Consider the following 16,903-nt stretch of genomic DNA (forward strand, 5'->3'; position numbering starts at 1 on the left):
TGCGTATTCAAGCCTTTACACATTTAATCACTAGAAGTAGCCGTTGTTCTTGATTTTTATTCATTGAAAAACTGATAAGAATCCGTTAACGTCTTACGCAGCAAATCTTTTTCTGTTATCAGACGGATCACGAGAATTTTTACGCCGATCATCACAATGGCGGTGATGAGGCGTGTCGGTAAATAAAACAAAACTGTTTTTGAGCCCAGAGTCAGATACAGCCATAAGGTGTTCAAGCCTGTTTCCACTACCGAGGCTATAACACTTGCGATGACCATCCGTTGCCAGCTGATTTTTTTACCGTAAAAAAAGACACCGTAGATAATTCCCATCAAGGCTGCCGTTAACGTAAATCCGGGGAAAAATTGCCCCACAGGGTGAATAAAAAAGCCAAACAGATTAGCCAATCCTGCCCCTATTCCCGCCAAAAAAGGGCCAAAAATTATACCCATGATTACGACTGGGATGAAGCCGAAGCTGATTTTAAAAAACTCTGTCTGAACGGAAATAAAACGTGAGATGACTATCTCCAGTGCTATCAATACTCCCATCAAAACAATTTCCCTAGCACCCATCTTTTTTTTCATAAAAAATGCCACTCCTTTCTAGAGCAGCCGCACAAACATAAATATGCAGCGAACGCGAAAATGAAACCGCGGATTTCTCCTTCGTCTTCCGGGCAACATTCCATCCCGGAAACACTTAACGCTTCACTTTCTACTCTGATTTATTTTACTTCCTCATTCTATCACATCCTTGATAAATTAACATTTATATGCGTACTTTTTATTCTTGAAAGCTTTTTCGTCACTTTGACCATTTATGAGCAGTTTCTTGTGCAAGATTACCTTGAACTAAAAGACCGCTTTCATTTACAATAAGGTCAACTCAAGAAAGGAAGCGTGAAAAAATGGTTGATATAGCTTTAAAACACATTCACAAAAAATATGATGGCAATGAAAAATATTCAGTTACTGATTTTAATTTAGATATTAAGGACCGGGAATTTATTGTTTTTGTTGGTCCTTCAGGATGCGGAAAATCCACAACATTAAGAATGGTTGCAGGTCTGGAAGATATTACAGAGGGCGAACTGTGGATCGGTGACACGATGATGAATGATGTGGCACCAAAAGACCGGGACATCGCCATGGTATTCCAGAACTACGCTCTATATCCTCATATGACCGTATTCGACAACATGGCTTTTGGGTTAAAACTACGTAAATATCCAAAAGATGAAATTGAACAACGGGTAAATGATGCAGCTGATATCCTTGGTTTAACAGAATTTTTAAAGAGAAAACCAGCAGCTCTATCGGGAGGACAACGTCAGCGTGTGGCATTAGGACGGGCAATCGTTCGTGATGCAAAAGTGTTCTTGATGGACGAGCCTTTATCAAACCTTGACGCCAAACTTCGTGTAGCCATGCGTGCTGAAATCGCAAAACTGCACCAAAGATTGGAAACCACGACTATTTATGTTACCCATGACCAAACAGAAGCAATGACAATGGCCGATAGAATCGTCATAATGAAAGACGGATTTATCCAGCAAATCGGATCACCGAAAGAAGTTTACGATACACCGAACAACGTATTCGTTGCAGGATTTATTGGTTCTCCAGCGATGAACTTCTTCAATTCCCGAATTGAAAATGGCTATGTCATCAGTGAGGACGGTCTAAATCTAGCTATTCCAGAAGGTAAATATAAAGTATTAAGAGACAAAGGGTATGAAGGTAAAGAAGTATTCTTCGGTATTCGACCTGAAGATATTCACACTGAACCGATTGCTCTAGAAACTTATCCAGATGCGGCAGTTGTTTCAAAAGTGGTCGTAGCTGAATTACTTGGAGCAGAAACCATGCTCTATACAACAATTGGTGAAACAGAATTCATCTCTAAAGTAGATGCTCGTTCTCTTTACCAGCCTGGTCAAGATGTGAAATTAGGATTTAACCTAAACAAAGCACATTTCTTCGACAAGGAGACAGAAGAAGTTATTCGTTAATTCCCCCTAAAAAAGGGAGAAGGTGTGCCAGACACACCTTCTCCCTTTTTGTTATTTATTTTTTACTAATTGGTCTGATAAGGCAGCAAACTCTTGAATACTTAATGTTTCTCCCCGTCGTTGCGGATCGATAGCACAGAAATCCAAGGCAGATTGCAACCGTTCTTTAGTCTCTTCATCTTTTCCAAAGTAGTTAATTAAATTATTCCACAAAGTCTTGCGGCGTTGCTGGAAAGCCGCCTTAACTAAAGCAAAAAATTGAGATTCATCCTCGACTGTTACTAAGGGCTGTTCTCTTTTAGTCAACTGCAAAATAGCCGAATCCACATTAGGCTGAGGCACAAACGCTGTTTTGGGGACAATAAAAGAAATTTGTGCCGCCATGTAATACTGCACAGCTATCGACAATGTCCCGTAAGCTTTGGTCCCCGGTTTGGCAACAATCCGCTCTGCTACTTCCTTTTGCATCATGAGAGTCATCCCGTCGATTTTTAAAGGAGACGTTAATAAATACATCATGATAGGTGTGGTCACATAGTAAGGCAAATTCGCCACCACTTTTATCGGCAGGGCGTCATGGAAGACTTCCTTAGTCACCTTCTCGATGTCTGCTTTTAAAATATCCTGATTGATTACTGTAACATTCGGATACGGTGCCATGGTTTCATCTAAAATTTCTATCAAGCGCTGATCAATTTCAAACGCCAGCACTTGATTAGCAGTTTTTGCAAGAAACTCTGTCAAAGATCCCATCCCCGGACCGATTTCGATCACATTTGTTTGAGCATCTAATTCTGCTGCTTTCACAATATTGTGTAAAATATTCAAATCTGTTAAAAAATTCTGCCCCAAACTTTTTTTGAAGGAAAAACCATATTTTTTTAGTAACTCTTTTGTCCTAGCCGGCGTGGCGATTTCTTTAGTCATTTTGCTCCCCTTCTATTTCTCTCATCGCATCGGTCAGCATCTCTTCCGTGATTCGAAACACTTTGAGACGTTTCATCAATTGTTTGCTGTTAGTGTAACCGATGCGCAAGATTTCCCCTAATTTTTCCCGCTTTTCTTTACTATTAGCACCGCCAATCAGACCGTATGCCATCAGCAGGCTTCGATCGATTTCTTGCCAGCCCTCATCATGGTAGGGCGTCACCACATGTTTCAGAGCATCGATGATTGCCTCATCACTGGCATGCTCAACACCTAGACTTGCCCCTCTTTTTTTCGGCGATGCTTTCCTTCTTGCCAAAAAAGCATGCTTGGCATTTGGCACATGTTCAGTGATGATTTTTCTGATTTTCTCTCCTGAAAAATCTGGATCTGTAAAAACGATGACTCCCCGTATTTCCTGAGCATGAAGGATTTGTTCCAATATCTCTTCATTGATGGCCGAACCGATCGTTTCGATAGTATCAGCTTCCACCACTTCTTGAATTCTTCTAGTGTCTTCTTTGCCTTCGACAACGATTATTTCCTGTATTTTCAACTTTTCTTCTTTATCCAGCATTCGTATCACCAATCTTGAATAAGCGATGGGCATTTCTGCGGGTGATTCCTGCAATCGTTTCGACACTTTCTTCCCGCAGTTCGGCAATTTTTTCAACGACAAAGCGCGTATAGGCCGGCTCATTCCGCTTTCCTCGATAAGGTACCGGTGCAAGATAAGGGGCATCTGTTTCAACTAAAAACCACTCTGAAGGCACTTGTTGCGCCGCCTCCTGCAATTCCAGTGTTTTTTTAAAGGTGACCACCCCGCTGAATGAGATATGCAGTCCCAGATCTAAAAAGCGTTTCATCCATTCTGCATCACCGCTAAAACTATGCATGATGCCACCAGTCAAATGCACTTTCTCTTCTTTTAAGATGCGGTATGTATCTTCCAAAGCATCCCGCATATGAACACTGAAAGGCAGATGCAGTTCCCTAGCGATAGCCAGCTGCCGGCGGAAAATTTTCTCCTGAACCTCTTTTGGATCAGTCATCCAATGATAATCTAAACCTATTTCTCCTAAAGCTACTACTTTAGTGGTCAGTAAGTCTTCTTGCAGTTTTCTTTCGATTGCTGGCGTGTAGCTGCCGGCTTCAGTAGGATGCCAACCGATAATACTGTAAATCATTTCATGTTCTTGACTCAATGCCAGACTTTTTTCGATCGTTGGCGTATCAAAGCCTACCACTGCCATCTCGCTGACACCAGCCTCTTTCGCCCGGTTGAGCACCTCCGGCAAATCATCTTCAAATTGCGGAACATTTAAATGGGTGTGTGTGTCAAATATCATATTTCCCCTCCTATTACTTCCCACGACTTCAAAAAAAGAGAAGACGATTGAAGAAAATCTTCAATCGTCCGTTAGTTTAAGCAATTTCCGAGCCATTGGGAATATTCTTCGCTACTTCTATAATCTTCAATTTCCCATCATATTCAGCTGACAGAATCATTCCTTGACTGAGCAGCCCGCGGATTTTCCTTGGAGCCAGATTAGCTACAATCGCCACTTTTTTCCCGATTAAATCCTCTGGGTCTGGATAAAATTCTGCCACCCCGGAGATGATTTGCCGATGCCCTTTGTCCCCTGCATCCAAACGGAATTTCAACAGTTTATCAGCGCCTTTAACCTTCTGGCAATCAATAATTTCCGCCACCTTTAATTCCATGGCTTGGAAGTTTTCAAATGGAATAGGTTTCTCTTTCGACGATACCAGTTCTATTTCTTCCGGATTCCAAATAATTGTTTCGTCAGCTGGCTTTTCATTCATTTTTTCTTTGATAAAAGCAACTTCTTCCTCTACTTCCAACCGAGGGAAAATCGGCTGACCTTTGCTGATTACCTTTATATTTTCCGGGAATTCTCCAAAGCGGATACTTTCCATATTGATTTCTTCTTGCGCCAACCCAAGCTGTTTGAAGATTTTCCGCGGTGTGCGGGTCAATATCGGCTGAAGTAAAATTGCAACGATTCGCAAGGACTCCGCCAGATGCACCATCACACTTTCCAATTCTTCTCTGCGTTCCTCATCCTTAGCAAGCACCCACGGTTCAGTCTCGTCAATATACTTGTTGGCACGAGAAATCAACGTCCAGACTTCTTGCAACGCTAAACTGAACTCCATGTTTTCCATTGCCTTATGATATCGCCCGATTACATTTGCTGCTGTGGTCGACAATTCACTATCAAAATCCGTCACAAGAGATGCATATTTAGGAACGATTCCTTCACAATATTTATTGATCATTGCCACTGTACGATTCAAAAGATTTCCCAAATCATTGGCTAAATCATAATTCACACGAGAAACAAAATCCTCAGGAGTGAAGACACTGTCGTTACTGTACGGCATCGAACGAAGCAAATAGTAACGCAACGCATCCAGACCGTAGCGATCTGCCAGCATGTCGGGATAGACCACATTGCCCCTTGATTTAGACATTTTGCCATCTTTCATCACAATCCAGCCATGGGCATAGATTTTTTTAGGCAAGGGAAGATCCAAAGCCATCAACATGATCGGCCAGTAAATCGTGTGGAAACGTACGATTTCTTTTGCAATCACATGCACATCAGCCGGCCAAAATTTCTGGAATTTTTCATCGTGATCGGTGCCGTAACCCAACGCTGAAATATAATTGATCAAAGCATCAATCCAAACATAAATCACGTGTTTAGGGTCACTTGGCACTTCCACACCCCAGCTAAACGTTGTCCGAGTCAGAGCTAAATCTTCCAGTCCCGGTTTTATAAAATTATTCAACATTTCATTTTTACGTGATTCCGGCTGAATAAACTCCGGATGGGTGGCGTAATGCTCAATCAATCGGCCGGCATACTTGGACATTTTGAAGAAATAACACTCTTCTTTTACCAATTCTACTTCATGACCGCTTGGAGCCAAACCGCCGACGACATTCCCGTCATCATCACGAAAAACTTTCATTAACTGTTTCTCTGTAAAATATTCTTCATCTGAGACTGAGTACCAGCCTTCATACTCCCCAAGGTAAATATCTCCTTGAGCTAACAGTCGTTCAAAAACTTTTTGAACCACTGCCTTATGCTGAGGGTCCGTCGTTCTGACAAAATAGTCATAACTAATGTCCAGACGTTTCCATAATTGCTGTACCCCCACCGCCATCCCGTCAACATATTCTTGGGGGCTGACATTTAGTTCCTTAGCTTTTTGTTCTATTTTTTGTCCATGTTCATCCAATCCTGTTAAATAAAACACATCATATCCTGTCAAACGTTTATAACGAGCCATTGCGTCACACACAAGGGTTGTGTATGAACTGCCGATATGTAATTTTCCACTCGGATAATAAATTGGTGTCGTGATATAAAAAGGCTTCTTATCCGCCATTTGGTATCCTCCTCAAAAGTCGCATTCCATTGTAAAAATGCTCAGTTTGCTATATAGTATAACATATTCTTTCAGAAACTTCTCGAAAAAATATGATAAACGGGGGAAAGGGAATGGCTGTTTTAAGATAAAACGCAGATTATTTGAAAATAAACGCACTTGCGAGTAAAATACTCGTACTGAGCATAACTTAAACTATTACGGAGGAAACAAGATGTCAAAAACAATTATTGGAATCGCCGGCAATAAGCAAGCGCCAGGCAGCGGAGAATTTTTCGGAACAACGACAGCCTACACTCCAGAAGGCTTTGTACACGGCATTCATCACGTTGGCGGACTGCCTTTCATTTTACCTATCGGAAAACCGGAGTTGGCAGAAGCCTACGTCAGTCAAATCGACAAACTTTTACTGGCAGGCGGGCAAGATGTTTCTCCCCAACTGTATCACGAGGAACCACACCTTTTAATCAAAGAAACAGATTTGGAGAGAGACTTGTTTGAAAAAGCTCTTATTGAAGCTGCCGTCGCACAAGAAAAACCGATATTTGCCGTGTGTCGGGGCATGCAGTTGCTTAATGTAGTCTTTGGCGGCAGTCTTTACCAAGATTTGTCCTTGTTTCCTGAATGGCAGATCAACCATTTACAAATTCAGACCCAGCCGATATTCCCATCACATTCCGTTACTGTCAAAGAAAACAGTACTTTAGCTGGACTTATCGGAACGGAAGCCATGGTGAATTCTTATCATCATCAAGCAATCAAAAAATTAGCCCCCGGCTTTGAAGCTGTGGCTCACAGCAAAGACCACTTGATTGAAGGTATCGAAGCTGTCGACAAACCAATCTTAGCGGTACAATGGCATCCAGAGTTGTCCTTTCAAGCCAATGAAAAAGACCTAAGTCTATTCGACTATTTTGTCAATCAACTATAACTTTTTTGCTCTACCCCTTAGCATATCTCTAACTATTTCTCATAAATAGCTCTATTTTAAAAATGTATTTCAGATGATACTTACCGCTTTTCGTATTTTTAAAAGCTGACTCACGAGAGAGAAGAACCTTCTAGCAAGGAGGGTTCTTCTCTTTAACTTTGAGTTTTTTTCGGATTTTTCTTATAATTGAATTGATGTGAAGCTTTAAGAAAGGATGAGGAACCAATGAAAATAAGTTGGCACGGCCATTCCGTAGTAAAAATCATCACTGCTGATGAGAAAGTTATCTTGATTGATCCTTTTATAACTGGTAATCAATTATGTGATTTAAAGGCTGAAACTGAACAGGCAGATTTCATTTTATTGACCCATGCCCATAATGACCATGTAGGAGATACGTTAACTATTGCCAAAAAATCCTCCGCTCTTGTGATAGCAAACGTGGAATTAGCAGATTTCCTTGAATCTCGCGGATTAAATACTCACGGTTTACAACCTGGCGGCAGCTTCATTTTCCCATTTGGAAAAGTGACGATGACCCCAGCAATTCATAGCTCGAGTTATACTGATGCTGACGGAACAAACTATCCGCTGGGGATTGCCACCGGTTTAGTCATTAACTTGGAAGGAAAAACTATCTATCATGCCGGAGACACTGCACTCTTTTCAGACATGCAGCTCATCGGCAACAAATTTTCAATCGATCTAGCGTTCGTTCCAATCGGAGATAACTTTACCATGGGACCAGAGGATGCCGTTCAAGCAGTTAAGTGGCTGAAACCTAAAAGGGTCGTCCCAATCCACTACAACACGTTCCCGCTGATCAAACAAGACCCGCAAATATTCGTCAACGAACTAGGAGACACTGGGATAGTTCCTAATATCGGCGAATCACTTTCTCTATAAATTTCAGGGAATTTCAAGTTAAACAAGAGATAATAATCAAAGAAATCCCTCTCTATGAACATTCTTTCAAGGACTGCTCACAGAGAGGGATAAAATATACAGATAAATGAAATTATTTTAAATCAATCTTTCTTATGAATCATCGTTTTTGATTCTTTTGAATTTAACGTGGCGACCAGTTTAATCTGGTGAGGCTCAACCTTATACGTCACTTTCCCCTTATTGAATTTAATCGTCCCTTCTCCCGACATCTCCCCAGCTTCAATCCACTGTATGGACATTTCTTTTAAAATTTTCAGTTGATAAAATTTTTGTGCCTCAATCACCATCGCTTGTTGATGAAGGTATTGCCGATGAATCAGCTGGAATATGAACAAATACATCGTAAACAGCACTATAACTGATAATAAAATTCCTCCAGTGTACTTCTTACGGCTCCTGCTTTTTTTCATGTCGAATCCTGCCTTGCCTCTTCTCCCCATCCAGCAACTCCACATTAATCTCTATTACACCAGTTGCCACTTCTTTGAACTTAGCTTTCCTCACATGGAGCAACAATGGCTGATGTCCGCCATTTGTTGATTTTCTAATCATTTGACGTCTATAATAAAGTTCGATCGTTGTCCGATATATCTCATTTTTAGGCCCTTTTTCAATCAGCTTTAAGTAATCTTCCCCCACTTCAACTAAAGTCAAGTTTGTCAGTTCATGGGTTAATTGGTTTAAAAATAAATGCCATTCCATATGGTTTTGTGCTCCATCATCATGGATCAGCTGCTGGGTTCCTCTTATCAGTCCGACAAAAAAAGAACATGTCAGCAGCAACACCAGCAATGCGACCAAAGCCTCCAGCAATGTAAATCCCTGATAATTTTGTTTATTCATAAATTTTGACACTCTCTAACGTTTCGTAATTTTCATTTAATATCGCCACACCTATCAATCTATCCTGTTGTGTCTCTGCCCTTAAAAAAAATAATTCCCCGTCAACAACCACACGTCTCCCCCGGATTTTCTTAGTGATGCTATATTCTTCCGTCATTTCTACTAAATAGCGGTAATAGTCTAATTGATGCTGCAGGCGGATTTCTTCTTTTTTCATAAATAATAGCAAAGGCAATAGGTTCATGACTAACCAGACTAGAATGGCAAAGGCAGTTATACTTTCCAACAAGATATATCCCCTATAGTTTTTGAATTTCTTTATCAAGCTTGCCACTTCCCAACTGTATTTTATAAGTGACTGTCTCTTTTGAGGCTGTATTAAAAAAATTGAAGGATTTCATATCTTTTGTATTGCCGCTGGTTCCATTAATTTGGATTGAAAAATCAGCTGACGTCGTCACTTCTGCGGGTAAATCCAAGGAAACCAGCTGCTGCCGGGCTGCCAGATCACGGTAGATAAAAATGACTTCTTTTTTCTTTACATAAATCGTACAAGGCATAGAACTTGTCATAGCAGATAATTGCGTCCTGTGATAATAAGCTTCAAATTCACTGAAAAAGTAAATGGCATTCATTCTTTCTCCCCACCGGTGGAAAGACAGATAGGGCAAGCCTAACATAACCGACACAACTAACAGTACCAGCAATGACTCAATAAGGGTAAAACCACCATAGCGTTTCATTCTCCTTGAAGCTTAATTTCGCTTTTTTGCGCCTTGTCCGATTGATCTTGCGTTAAATATTTTAGTTTCACTAAATTTTCATAATTCAGCGCATCTGTCTCTCCATTCATCAAAAATAACTCTACTTGGGAATGCACTACCTTCGTCAACGCTTCATTTCCTTGTTTAGTAATCTCTTCCTTCTGAGAAGATAAATTAGGCACAAAAATCAACACTAACACCGCAATGATAAATAGAACTATCAACATTTCTATTAACGTAAAGCCGGAATAACTTTTCTTTTTATCACGATCTATTTTAAACAGTTTCATATTAACCCCTCCATACTTTGATAAATCGGTAGTAACAACGCACTATAAACAGCAATGATCAGCAACGCTATTACTAAAAAAATAATCGGCTGAAGCCACTGGGTCCCTTTTTCAACCTTTTCCAGCAAATCTTCCCAGATTTTTGTTCCGTAAATCATTAATTCTTCCCCTAACTTCCCTTTGGCTTCCCCTTGCATGATGATTTTGCTGAATCCCGGCAGGAAAAATTTCCACTGGCTGATTTGTGTCACAATCAATTCACCCGACTCCAGCTTTTTTTGCAGCACCTCTCCAATTTCCTGCATAAATAATGTGTTCCCCTCTTCTGCCATAATCATCAGAACTTGCCGCAGTTCTATCCCCTGATTTAGCAGTTTTCCCCACTCATAAGCAAAAAAAGACGTATAATAATACTGCAAAAAAACATTTACTAGTGGAACATGCATATAAAATGTCAATTTTTTAATTTGAGAATGCTTTTTCAGCAGCACCTTCACAAACATACTCGCTAAACATAAAATCACCATGACCGATAGAGTAAGTAAGGGAGTATGTTGAATAAGCCATATCCCAAAGTTATCAGCGCTGGTCATCTCAGGCATTTGCGGTAAAAGAAACCAATTCATCCCCATAATCATGCTAAATAAAAAGCAAACTAAAATCAGCGGATAGGTCAAAATTTTGTACAAGCTTTGCTTTTGCCTTTCATGATCTTTCATCTGTCCTGCCACCCGAGAAAAAGTACTTACCAAATCTCCGTGTTTTTCTCCAAGATTGATTTGGGCGACATATTTGTCAGAAAACCCTAGCTGGCGAAACCCAAGATAAATAGTATGTCCGCCTAAAAAGAACTGCTCCATTTGAACAAGCAAGTCTGCTTCTTTCGGATAAATCAGTGCCATGAATCTCAAACTTTCTTGAAAAGTAAATCCATTCTTCAATAAATCTGCCAAGAGAACAACAACTGTCAGCTGAAATTTTTTAGACATTTTTTTCGGTGAGTTAAATGCAAAACTGCTCAAAGGTCTGACTGCTGATATACCCAAGAGCCCACGCTTTTCGAAGCTTTTTTTGAAAATCTTCTTTTTTCTTTTGCGTCTTGACAAGCAACTGACTCCCTTCGTAGTAAAAGATATCAAACAAGACTGCACTTTTTTGATTAGGACAGTACACGGAACATTTTTCTTCGCAGTAAGGACACGCTATCGGTAAAATCGTCTGATAAATCACTCCTTTCAAACACTGTCTCACATCTTCTTGATTGACTCCCAGCTCCAGCAGACGGAAAAGAACGCTGTGCTTGTCCATCCCGTGAATCGTAGAAAATATTTGATGCCCCGTCAAAGCACCTCTGACCACCGCCTGAGCCGTCTGGCGATCTCTGATTTCTCCCACGATCAACAAATCAGGACGATGACGCAGACAAACCTGCACCAAGTCGTCATAAGTCAAACCGATTTTATCATTCGTTTGAAGTTGTAAAAATTCTGGACACTCTATCTCCACCGGATCTTCTACAGTAATCACTTGCTTTTGAGAACAGGCAATCTCCCGTGCCAAAGAATACATGGTCGTAGATTTTCCTGACCCTGTCGCACCGGCGAACAAGAACAAACCGTTGCCTGTGATACTTTTTTTAAGTTTTTCATACTCCTTGGGAAAAAACAGATGAAACTCAGACGACTCCACAATATCATGCAAAAAACGAATAACTAACGTCTCCTGATAGCGATAATTGGCAACAGCTGACAAACGCATCCTGCGCTTACGACCATCCTTTGTCACAAAACTGGTGGAGCCGATTTGGATTCGCCTTTTTTCTCCCACGTCCATGTTGGCAGAATATTTCAGATACAAAATCAGCTTCTCCGCAAAAACTTCTGTCACATATTCATGATTTTTTTTTTGCTGGTGGATTCGAAAAGCCAACTCGTAACGATCACCTGCCGGAAATATATACAAGTCACTTGCTTTCAGCCGGAAAGCTTTTTCGCATAATCGGTTCACATAATCTTTCATAGTTTATTACCTCTTCATCCTATATCTATGATAGAAACAAACAAAACCACCAAACTTTTTCCTTAAAATAAAAAAATAAGCCTTGTTTTATGACGTAATAATCATAAAACAAAGCTTATTATTAAATTCGTTTTAAAAAGCTGCAGAAGTAAATACTTCCGAAATATCATCATCATCTTCCAACGCATCAATCAAATTTTCAAGCTTTTCTTGCGCATCGTCAGCTAATTCCATTTCTGTTTGAGCTAGCATCGTCAACTCAGCTTGTGCCAAAGTGTACTCAGCAGCCAAAGCATCCCGTACCTCATTGAAATCTCCCGCTTCGCAATAAATCTCAAAAACTTCTTGAGAGGTTTCCAAATCTTCTCCCCCTGCTTCCAACACACTCATCAGCATGGTTTCCTCATCTACAGCTAGCCCTTCACGTTCGATAGCTATGTACCCTTTACGGTCGAACATATAACTAACTGAACCTGTCTCACCTAAGGAACCGCCGTTTTTATTAAAGGCGACTCGCACATTAGTTGCTGTCCGGTTCCGGTTATCGGTCAGAGCGTAGACCAGCACAGCTGCTCCCCCCGGTCCGTAACCTTCGTACGTCACTTCATCATAATGCTCTCCTTCACCAGAAGAAGTTGCTTTTTTAATGGCACGATTGACATTGTCATTTGGCATATTAGCCGACTTGGCTTTATCCAAAACCAATCTTAAAGACGGATTAGAAGTTGGATCAGGTCCACCACTTTTTGCTGCCATATATATTTCTCGAGATAGTTTTTGGAAAATTTTACCGCGTTTTGCATCTTGCGCAGATTTTCTTCCCTTGATGTTATTCCACTTGGAATGTCCTGCCATTCTCTCCACCCGCTTTCTTTATTATTTAAACCGTTACTATCATAGCAAATTTCGTTTTCAGAAGCAAAAGTTGTTTTACTTTTTCTTTCTCAACTGTCTGATGAAAGAAAATAATAAACACAAAACAATCCCCGTCAAAGCACCTACACTATCCAACATCACATCTTCAAACATCGGGGTCCTACCCCCTGTCAGCATTTGATGAAATTCATCCAGACCGGCATACCCTGTAGCGGCGAGCCAACTGACCACACCGGGAAGAAAAGTTGCTTTCATTTTAATCTGCAAACCTAAAAACCACAGACTGCCCAAAATAAAATAGCTGCCGAAGTGGGCACCTTTCCTAAGAAAAAATTCCACAAAATGAAAATAACCATTTTTTTCGATACTTACGACGCTTCCCCCATATGTGATCTGCCAACCGGACAACGCCTCTTTGAAAGGTTCATTTTTTAGTAATTTCTCCAGCAAACCGACCTGAGATTGCTGCTCATAAGTTTGAGAGGAACTGATAAATAAAATTCCCATCATCACAAATGCTAATATGATATATAAATTGCCATTTTTTACTGCTTTTTTTATCACCTACACCACCTCTACATCAATTATCCTACACGAGTAATCTTGAGGATTCAATCTTTATCAAAAAATAATGGGGAATCTAAGTTTTTTCTAAAAAAATAGCCTATAATGGATACGGAAACAATTTGAATTAGGAGTGATATGATGAACTATTCTTTAACTTGGGATTTAGATTCGATTTTCCCCGGCGGCACAGAATCCCCTCAACTAGCAGTCAGACTGGATAAACTGGCAAGTGACATTCGTGACCTTGCTGACATTATCAAACAATGGGAACCATCCGGCGACACACCAAACTTCAATGGACTTGAAGCCATTTTGTGTAAAGCCGAAAAAATTGAAAACGGCTTTGCCCAAACTGAAAGTTTTATTACTGCGGTGCAGTCAGCTGATATCCACAATAAAAAAGCCAACACTTTATTAGGTGTTTTGCAAAGTTATTCAGCAGACTATCAAAATGTTTACAATGAGCTGATGAAAAAATTGACTACCTTAACAGAAAACGGCTGGAGTCAATTAGAAAAAGCCCCTTTAGCTAATCAACAAGGTGTTTTATTCAACTTAGAAGAACTTCGCGAAAAAGGCAAACAACTGTTGACTGAAGATGAAGAACATATTATTAATCAGTTAGCGATTGACGGTTTTAACGCTTGGAGTTCTCACTATGACACGATTGTTGCTAGTATAGAAATCGACTATCGGGGAGAAAAATTATCCGCCGGTCAAGCCTTTAATCGAATGACAGGAGACCCGGATGCTGCCGTTCGTGAAGAACTATTTGATTTATGGGAAAAAAACTGGGCAGATAAAGCGCCTTTGTTTGCAGATACGCTAAATCACCTGCAAGGTTTCCGTTTAATCAATTATAAACTTCACGGTATCGAGGACTATCTGGAAACTCCCCTAAAATATAACCGGATGAAGAAAGAAACCCTTGAAGCCATGTGGCAAGCCATCTCAGCAAACAAACAAACTTTCGTCGACTTTTTAACTAGAAAAGCCCAACTATTTGGCAAAGAAAAAATGGCTTGGCAAGATCAGGATGCCCCAGTTATTTTAGATGAGTTAGAAGAAACCCGCTACACTTTTGATGAAGCAGCAGAGTTTATAATTGGAAATTTCGATAAATTCAGTCCCAAAATGGCCCAGTTTGCCCGCGAAGCTTTTGAAAAAAGCTGGATTGAAGCTGAAGACCGGCCCGGAAAAAGACCGGGGGGTTATTGCACAAGCTTGCCCGAGACACGAGAATCTCGAATTTTTATGACTTATGGCGGGTCAGTCAATGAAGTGGCCACTTTGGCTCATGAATTGGGACACGCTTTTCACAGCCATGTCATGTGGGACCTTCCGGGAATCAGCCAGCAGTATGCTATGAATGTGGCTGAAACTGCCAGCACTTTTGCCGAATTAATCGTGGCAGATGCCGCTTTAAAACAAGCAAAAACAAATGCAGAAAAAATAAATCTCTTGGACAGCAAGATGCAAAATGCCATCGCCATGTTTATGAATATCCATGCCCGTTTTATTTTTGAAAATAATTTTCACGCAGAAAGAAAAGAAAAAGTATTGTCTGATGAAGAAATCACTCAATTGATGTTGGAAGCCCAAAAAGAAGCCTATCAAGATTCTCTTGAAGCCTATCACCCTCACTTTTGGGCAAGCAAACTCCACTTCTATATTGATGATGTACCATTTTATAATTTCCCTTATACTTTTGGTTACCTCTTCAGTATGGGTATTTACGCTTTCGCCCAAAAGAGCGATGGGAATTTCGAAGAAAATTATATTTCTTTACTGCAAGATACGGCTTCGATGAGTACTGAAGAACTGGCTAAAAAACATTTGGGAGTGGACTTGACGCAACCAGATTTTTGGCAAGCTGGTATTGATATTGTTAAACAAGACGTTGAGGAATTTATGACATTAACTGACGATCATATCAAGTAAGAAACTAATTTTTTAAAAATACGCAAAAAAGAACTCTCTGTTGTCAGAGAGTTCTTTTGATTTTGAATTATAGTACCCGAACTGCGAAGCTTGGAGCGTACCAAGCAAAGTTGCTGTAGCATACTGTCTGTCCTGGAGCTGGTGCATGGATATAACCTGACCCGCCAGTTGAGATCGCTACGTGAGTAGAACCTCCTTGAGGTCCCCAAAACAGCAAATCTCCAGCTTGTACTTGAGATAAGGAAATCCTTACACCTTGACCTTCCTGCGCACCAGTATAACCACCAATTTCTCTTCCTGCCGCCACACGGAACACATAACTAGTAAAACCAGAGCAGTCAAATGAGTCTGGCCCTTTAGCAGCCCATACATATGGTTTACCCACGTGCTTTGCAGCTTCTGCTAAGATTGCTCCTGCATTTGTTGTTGGTGTTGGTACTGGATCTGGTATCACAGGACTTGGTGCAGCTGCACCACCGCCGCCTCCGTTGTTAGGAGGATTGACCACACCGTTCCCGCCTGATTGTGCATTACCAGCTGACTCCGGTGCAGGTTGAGCAGCCTGTTGTTGTGCGGCTTGTTGTGCTGCCTCCACTTGACGAGCTTGTTCTTCAAGTGCTCTTTCAGCTGCTTCTTTTTCAGCCAGCAACTCAGATTTTTTACCTTCTTCAGATGTTTTCTCTGCTTCAATGGTACTTACCAAAATCGTCTGCTGATATTCTTGCTCGATTAATGCGCCTTTTTGCTGTTCCAATTCACCCGCATTTTTTTCAATTGTCTCTAATTTAGTTTCTGCATCAGCTGCTTTAGTTTCAACAGCCGCCTTATCTTTTTCTTGTTCTTTCAATAAATCGTTGTTAGCTGCAACTAGTCTAGCTGTTGCTGCTACACGAGTGACTGCATCAGAAATTGTTTCTGCAGACAATACTGCTTCCAAATAATTTGAAGAAGCTTCTCCTGTCTGAATCGCACGTGCTTGTTCTTTGATTTTTCCATCGCGCTTTTCAATCTTGACTGTCAAAGCCGCAATTTCTTCATTAAGAGTGGTTAATTCACCATTCAAAGCTATTTGCTCTGTCTGTAGTTTTTCCGCTTTTGCGCGAATACTATCCATATTAGCTCTTAATGTTGCTAGTTGTGCTTCTGCTGCTGCTGCCTGATTAGCTAACTCATTGATTTTTTTATCTGACGCTTCAATTTTATTATTTACTTCATCAGCATTAACTGTTGCAGGTATTGTCACACTTCCAAGTGCCAGACCGCTTACCAATAAAACCGATAGAATCTTCTTCTTCACAGTGTCATTCCTCCGAATTTTCGTTTAGTTCAACTCAATTTATATTCATATATTAAATAG

19 protein-coding genes and 1 riboswitch are annotated in these 16,903 nt (G+C 40.5%); of the genes, 4 read left to right on the plus strand and 15 right to left on the minus strand.

From position 1 onward, the window contains the following. Positions 1-56: 56 nt before the first annotated feature. On the minus strand, positions 57-587 hold the full coding sequence (locus CBF29_RS03835; protein WP_126807528.1) for a folate family ECF transporter S component: 531 nt from the start codon (positions 585-587) through the stop codon (positions 57-59). 44 nt (positions 588-631) lie between these two features. Continuing rightward, positions 632-727, minus strand: a riboswitch (THF riboswitch). Positions 728-910: 183 nt separating this feature from the next. Here CBF29_RS03835 and CBF29_RS03840 point away from each other — a divergent pair. Further along, positions 911-2,014, plus strand: a complete 1,104-nt coding sequence (locus tag CBF29_RS03840; RefSeq protein ID WP_126807530.1) for an ABC transporter ATP-binding protein — start codon at positions 911-913, stop codon at positions 2,012-2,014. Positions 2,015-2,065: 51 nt separating this feature from the next. On the opposite strand, the gene rsmA is transcribed toward CBF29_RS03840, so the two are convergent. From rsmA to metG, 4 genes are all read right to left on the minus strand, one after another. Continuing rightward, a complete protein-coding gene (gene rsmA / locus CBF29_RS03845; protein WP_126807533.1) occupies positions 2,066-2,941 on the minus strand; it encodes a 16S rRNA (adenine(1518)-N(6)/adenine(1519)-N(6))-dimethyltransferase RsmA in 876 nt (291 codons plus the stop codon). Beyond that, on the minus strand, positions 2,934-3,518 hold the full coding sequence (gene rnmV, locus CBF29_RS03850) for a ribonuclease M5 (RefSeq protein ID WP_126807688.1): 585 nt from the start codon (positions 3,516-3,518) through the stop codon (positions 2,934-2,936). Before rnmV ends, rsmA begins: the two co-directional genes overlap by 8 nt. Next, complete coding sequence (locus tag CBF29_RS03855; protein ID WP_126807535.1) at positions 3,508-4,290, minus strand: TatD family hydrolase; 783 nt, start codon at positions 4,288-4,290, stop codon at positions 3,508-3,510. The genes rnmV and CBF29_RS03855 overlap by 11 nt, the downstream gene beginning before the upstream one ends. 76 nt (positions 4,291-4,366) lie before the next feature. Further along, positions 4,367-6,367 (minus strand): methionine--tRNA ligase, encoded by a 2,001-nt coding sequence (gene metG / locus CBF29_RS03860; protein WP_126807537.1) that lies wholly within the window; start codon positions 6,365-6,367, stop codon positions 4,367-4,369. Between the two features lie 214 nt (positions 6,368-6,581). Here metG and CBF29_RS03865 point away from each other — a divergent pair, with 214 nt between their 5' ends. Both CBF29_RS03865 and CBF29_RS03870 read left to right on the plus strand, forming a co-directional pair. Next, on the plus strand, positions 6,582-7,298 hold the full coding sequence (locus CBF29_RS03865; RefSeq protein ID WP_126807539.1) for a gamma-glutamyl-gamma-aminobutyrate hydrolase family protein: 717 nt from the start codon (positions 6,582-6,584) through the stop codon (positions 7,296-7,298). A gap of 225 nt (positions 7,299-7,523) precedes the next feature. Continuing rightward, entirely contained in the window at positions 7,524-8,204 is a 681-nt protein-coding gene (locus tag CBF29_RS03870) for a metal-dependent hydrolase (RefSeq protein ID WP_126807542.1), read from the plus strand. A 122-nt stretch (positions 8,205-8,326) separates the two neighbouring features. Here CBF29_RS03870 and comGG read toward each other — a convergent pair whose 3' ends face one another. The 9 genes from comGG to CBF29_RS03915 form a co-directional block, all read right to left on the minus strand. Beyond that, positions 8,327-8,656, minus strand: a complete 330-nt coding sequence (comGG, locus tag CBF29_RS03875; RefSeq protein ID WP_126807544.1) for a competence type IV pilus minor pilin ComGG — start codon at positions 8,654-8,656, stop codon at positions 8,327-8,329. Further along, entirely contained in the window at positions 8,634-9,089 is a 456-nt protein-coding gene (gene comGF, locus CBF29_RS03880; RefSeq protein ID WP_126807546.1) for a competence type IV pilus minor pilin ComGF, read from the minus strand. The genes comGG and comGF overlap by 23 nt, the downstream gene beginning before the upstream one ends. Then, on the minus strand, positions 9,082-9,378 hold the full coding sequence (locus tag CBF29_RS03885) for a hypothetical protein (protein ID WP_126807548.1): 297 nt from the start codon (positions 9,376-9,378) through the stop codon (positions 9,082-9,084). Before CBF29_RS03885 ends, comGF begins: the two co-directional genes overlap by 8 nt. 10 nt (positions 9,379-9,388) lie before the next feature. Beyond that, a complete protein-coding gene (comGD, locus tag CBF29_RS03890) occupies positions 9,389-9,832 on the minus strand; it encodes a competence type IV pilus minor pilin ComGD (RefSeq protein ID WP_126807550.1) in 444 nt (147 codons plus the stop codon). Further along, on the minus strand, positions 9,829-10,143 hold the full coding sequence (gene comGC, locus CBF29_RS03895; RefSeq protein ID WP_126807552.1) for a competence type IV pilus major pilin ComGC: 315 nt from the start codon (positions 10,141-10,143) through the stop codon (positions 9,829-9,831). Before comGC ends, comGD begins: the two co-directional genes overlap by 4 nt. Continuing rightward, positions 10,140-11,165, minus strand: coding sequence for a competence type IV pilus assembly protein ComGB (comGB, locus tag CBF29_RS03900; RefSeq protein ID WP_126807554.1), 1,026 nt, complete (start codon positions 11,163-11,165; stop codon positions 10,140-10,142). Before comGB ends, comGC begins: the two co-directional genes overlap by 4 nt. Continuing rightward, on the minus strand, positions 11,146-12,162 hold the full coding sequence (gene comGA / locus CBF29_RS03905; RefSeq protein WP_126807556.1) for a competence type IV pilus ATPase ComGA: 1,017 nt from the start codon (positions 12,160-12,162) through the stop codon (positions 11,146-11,148). The genes comGB and comGA overlap by 20 nt, the downstream gene beginning before the upstream one ends. Positions 12,163-12,294: 132 nt before the next feature. Beyond that, entirely contained in the window at positions 12,295-13,017 is a 723-nt protein-coding gene (locus CBF29_RS03910) for a YebC/PmpR family DNA-binding transcriptional regulator (protein WP_126807559.1), read from the minus strand. Between the two features lie 75 nt (positions 13,018-13,092). Further along, positions 13,093-13,599, minus strand: coding sequence for a VanZ family protein (locus CBF29_RS03915; protein WP_126807691.1), 507 nt, complete (start codon positions 13,597-13,599; stop codon positions 13,093-13,095). Positions 13,600-13,743: 144 nt separating this feature from the next. Between CBF29_RS03915 and CBF29_RS03920 the strand changes: the two genes are divergently transcribed. Further along, positions 13,744-15,546 (plus strand): M3 family oligoendopeptidase, encoded by a 1,803-nt coding sequence (locus CBF29_RS03920; RefSeq protein WP_126807561.1) that lies wholly within the window; start codon positions 13,744-13,746, stop codon positions 15,544-15,546. 67 nt (positions 15,547-15,613) lie between these two features. Here the strand turns inward: CBF29_RS03920 and CBF29_RS03925 are convergent, their stop codons facing one another. Beyond that, positions 15,614-16,843: a C40 family peptidase gene (locus CBF29_RS03925; protein ID WP_126807563.1), complete on the minus strand. Its 1,230-nt coding sequence runs from the start codon at positions 16,841-16,843 to the stop codon at positions 15,614-15,616. Positions 16,844-16,903 lie beyond the last annotated feature (60 nt).

Source organism: Vagococcus elongatus, from assembly GCF_003987645.1.
GTDB lineage: Bacteria > Bacillota > Bacilli > Lactobacillales > Vagococcaceae > Vagococcus_A > Vagococcus_A elongatus.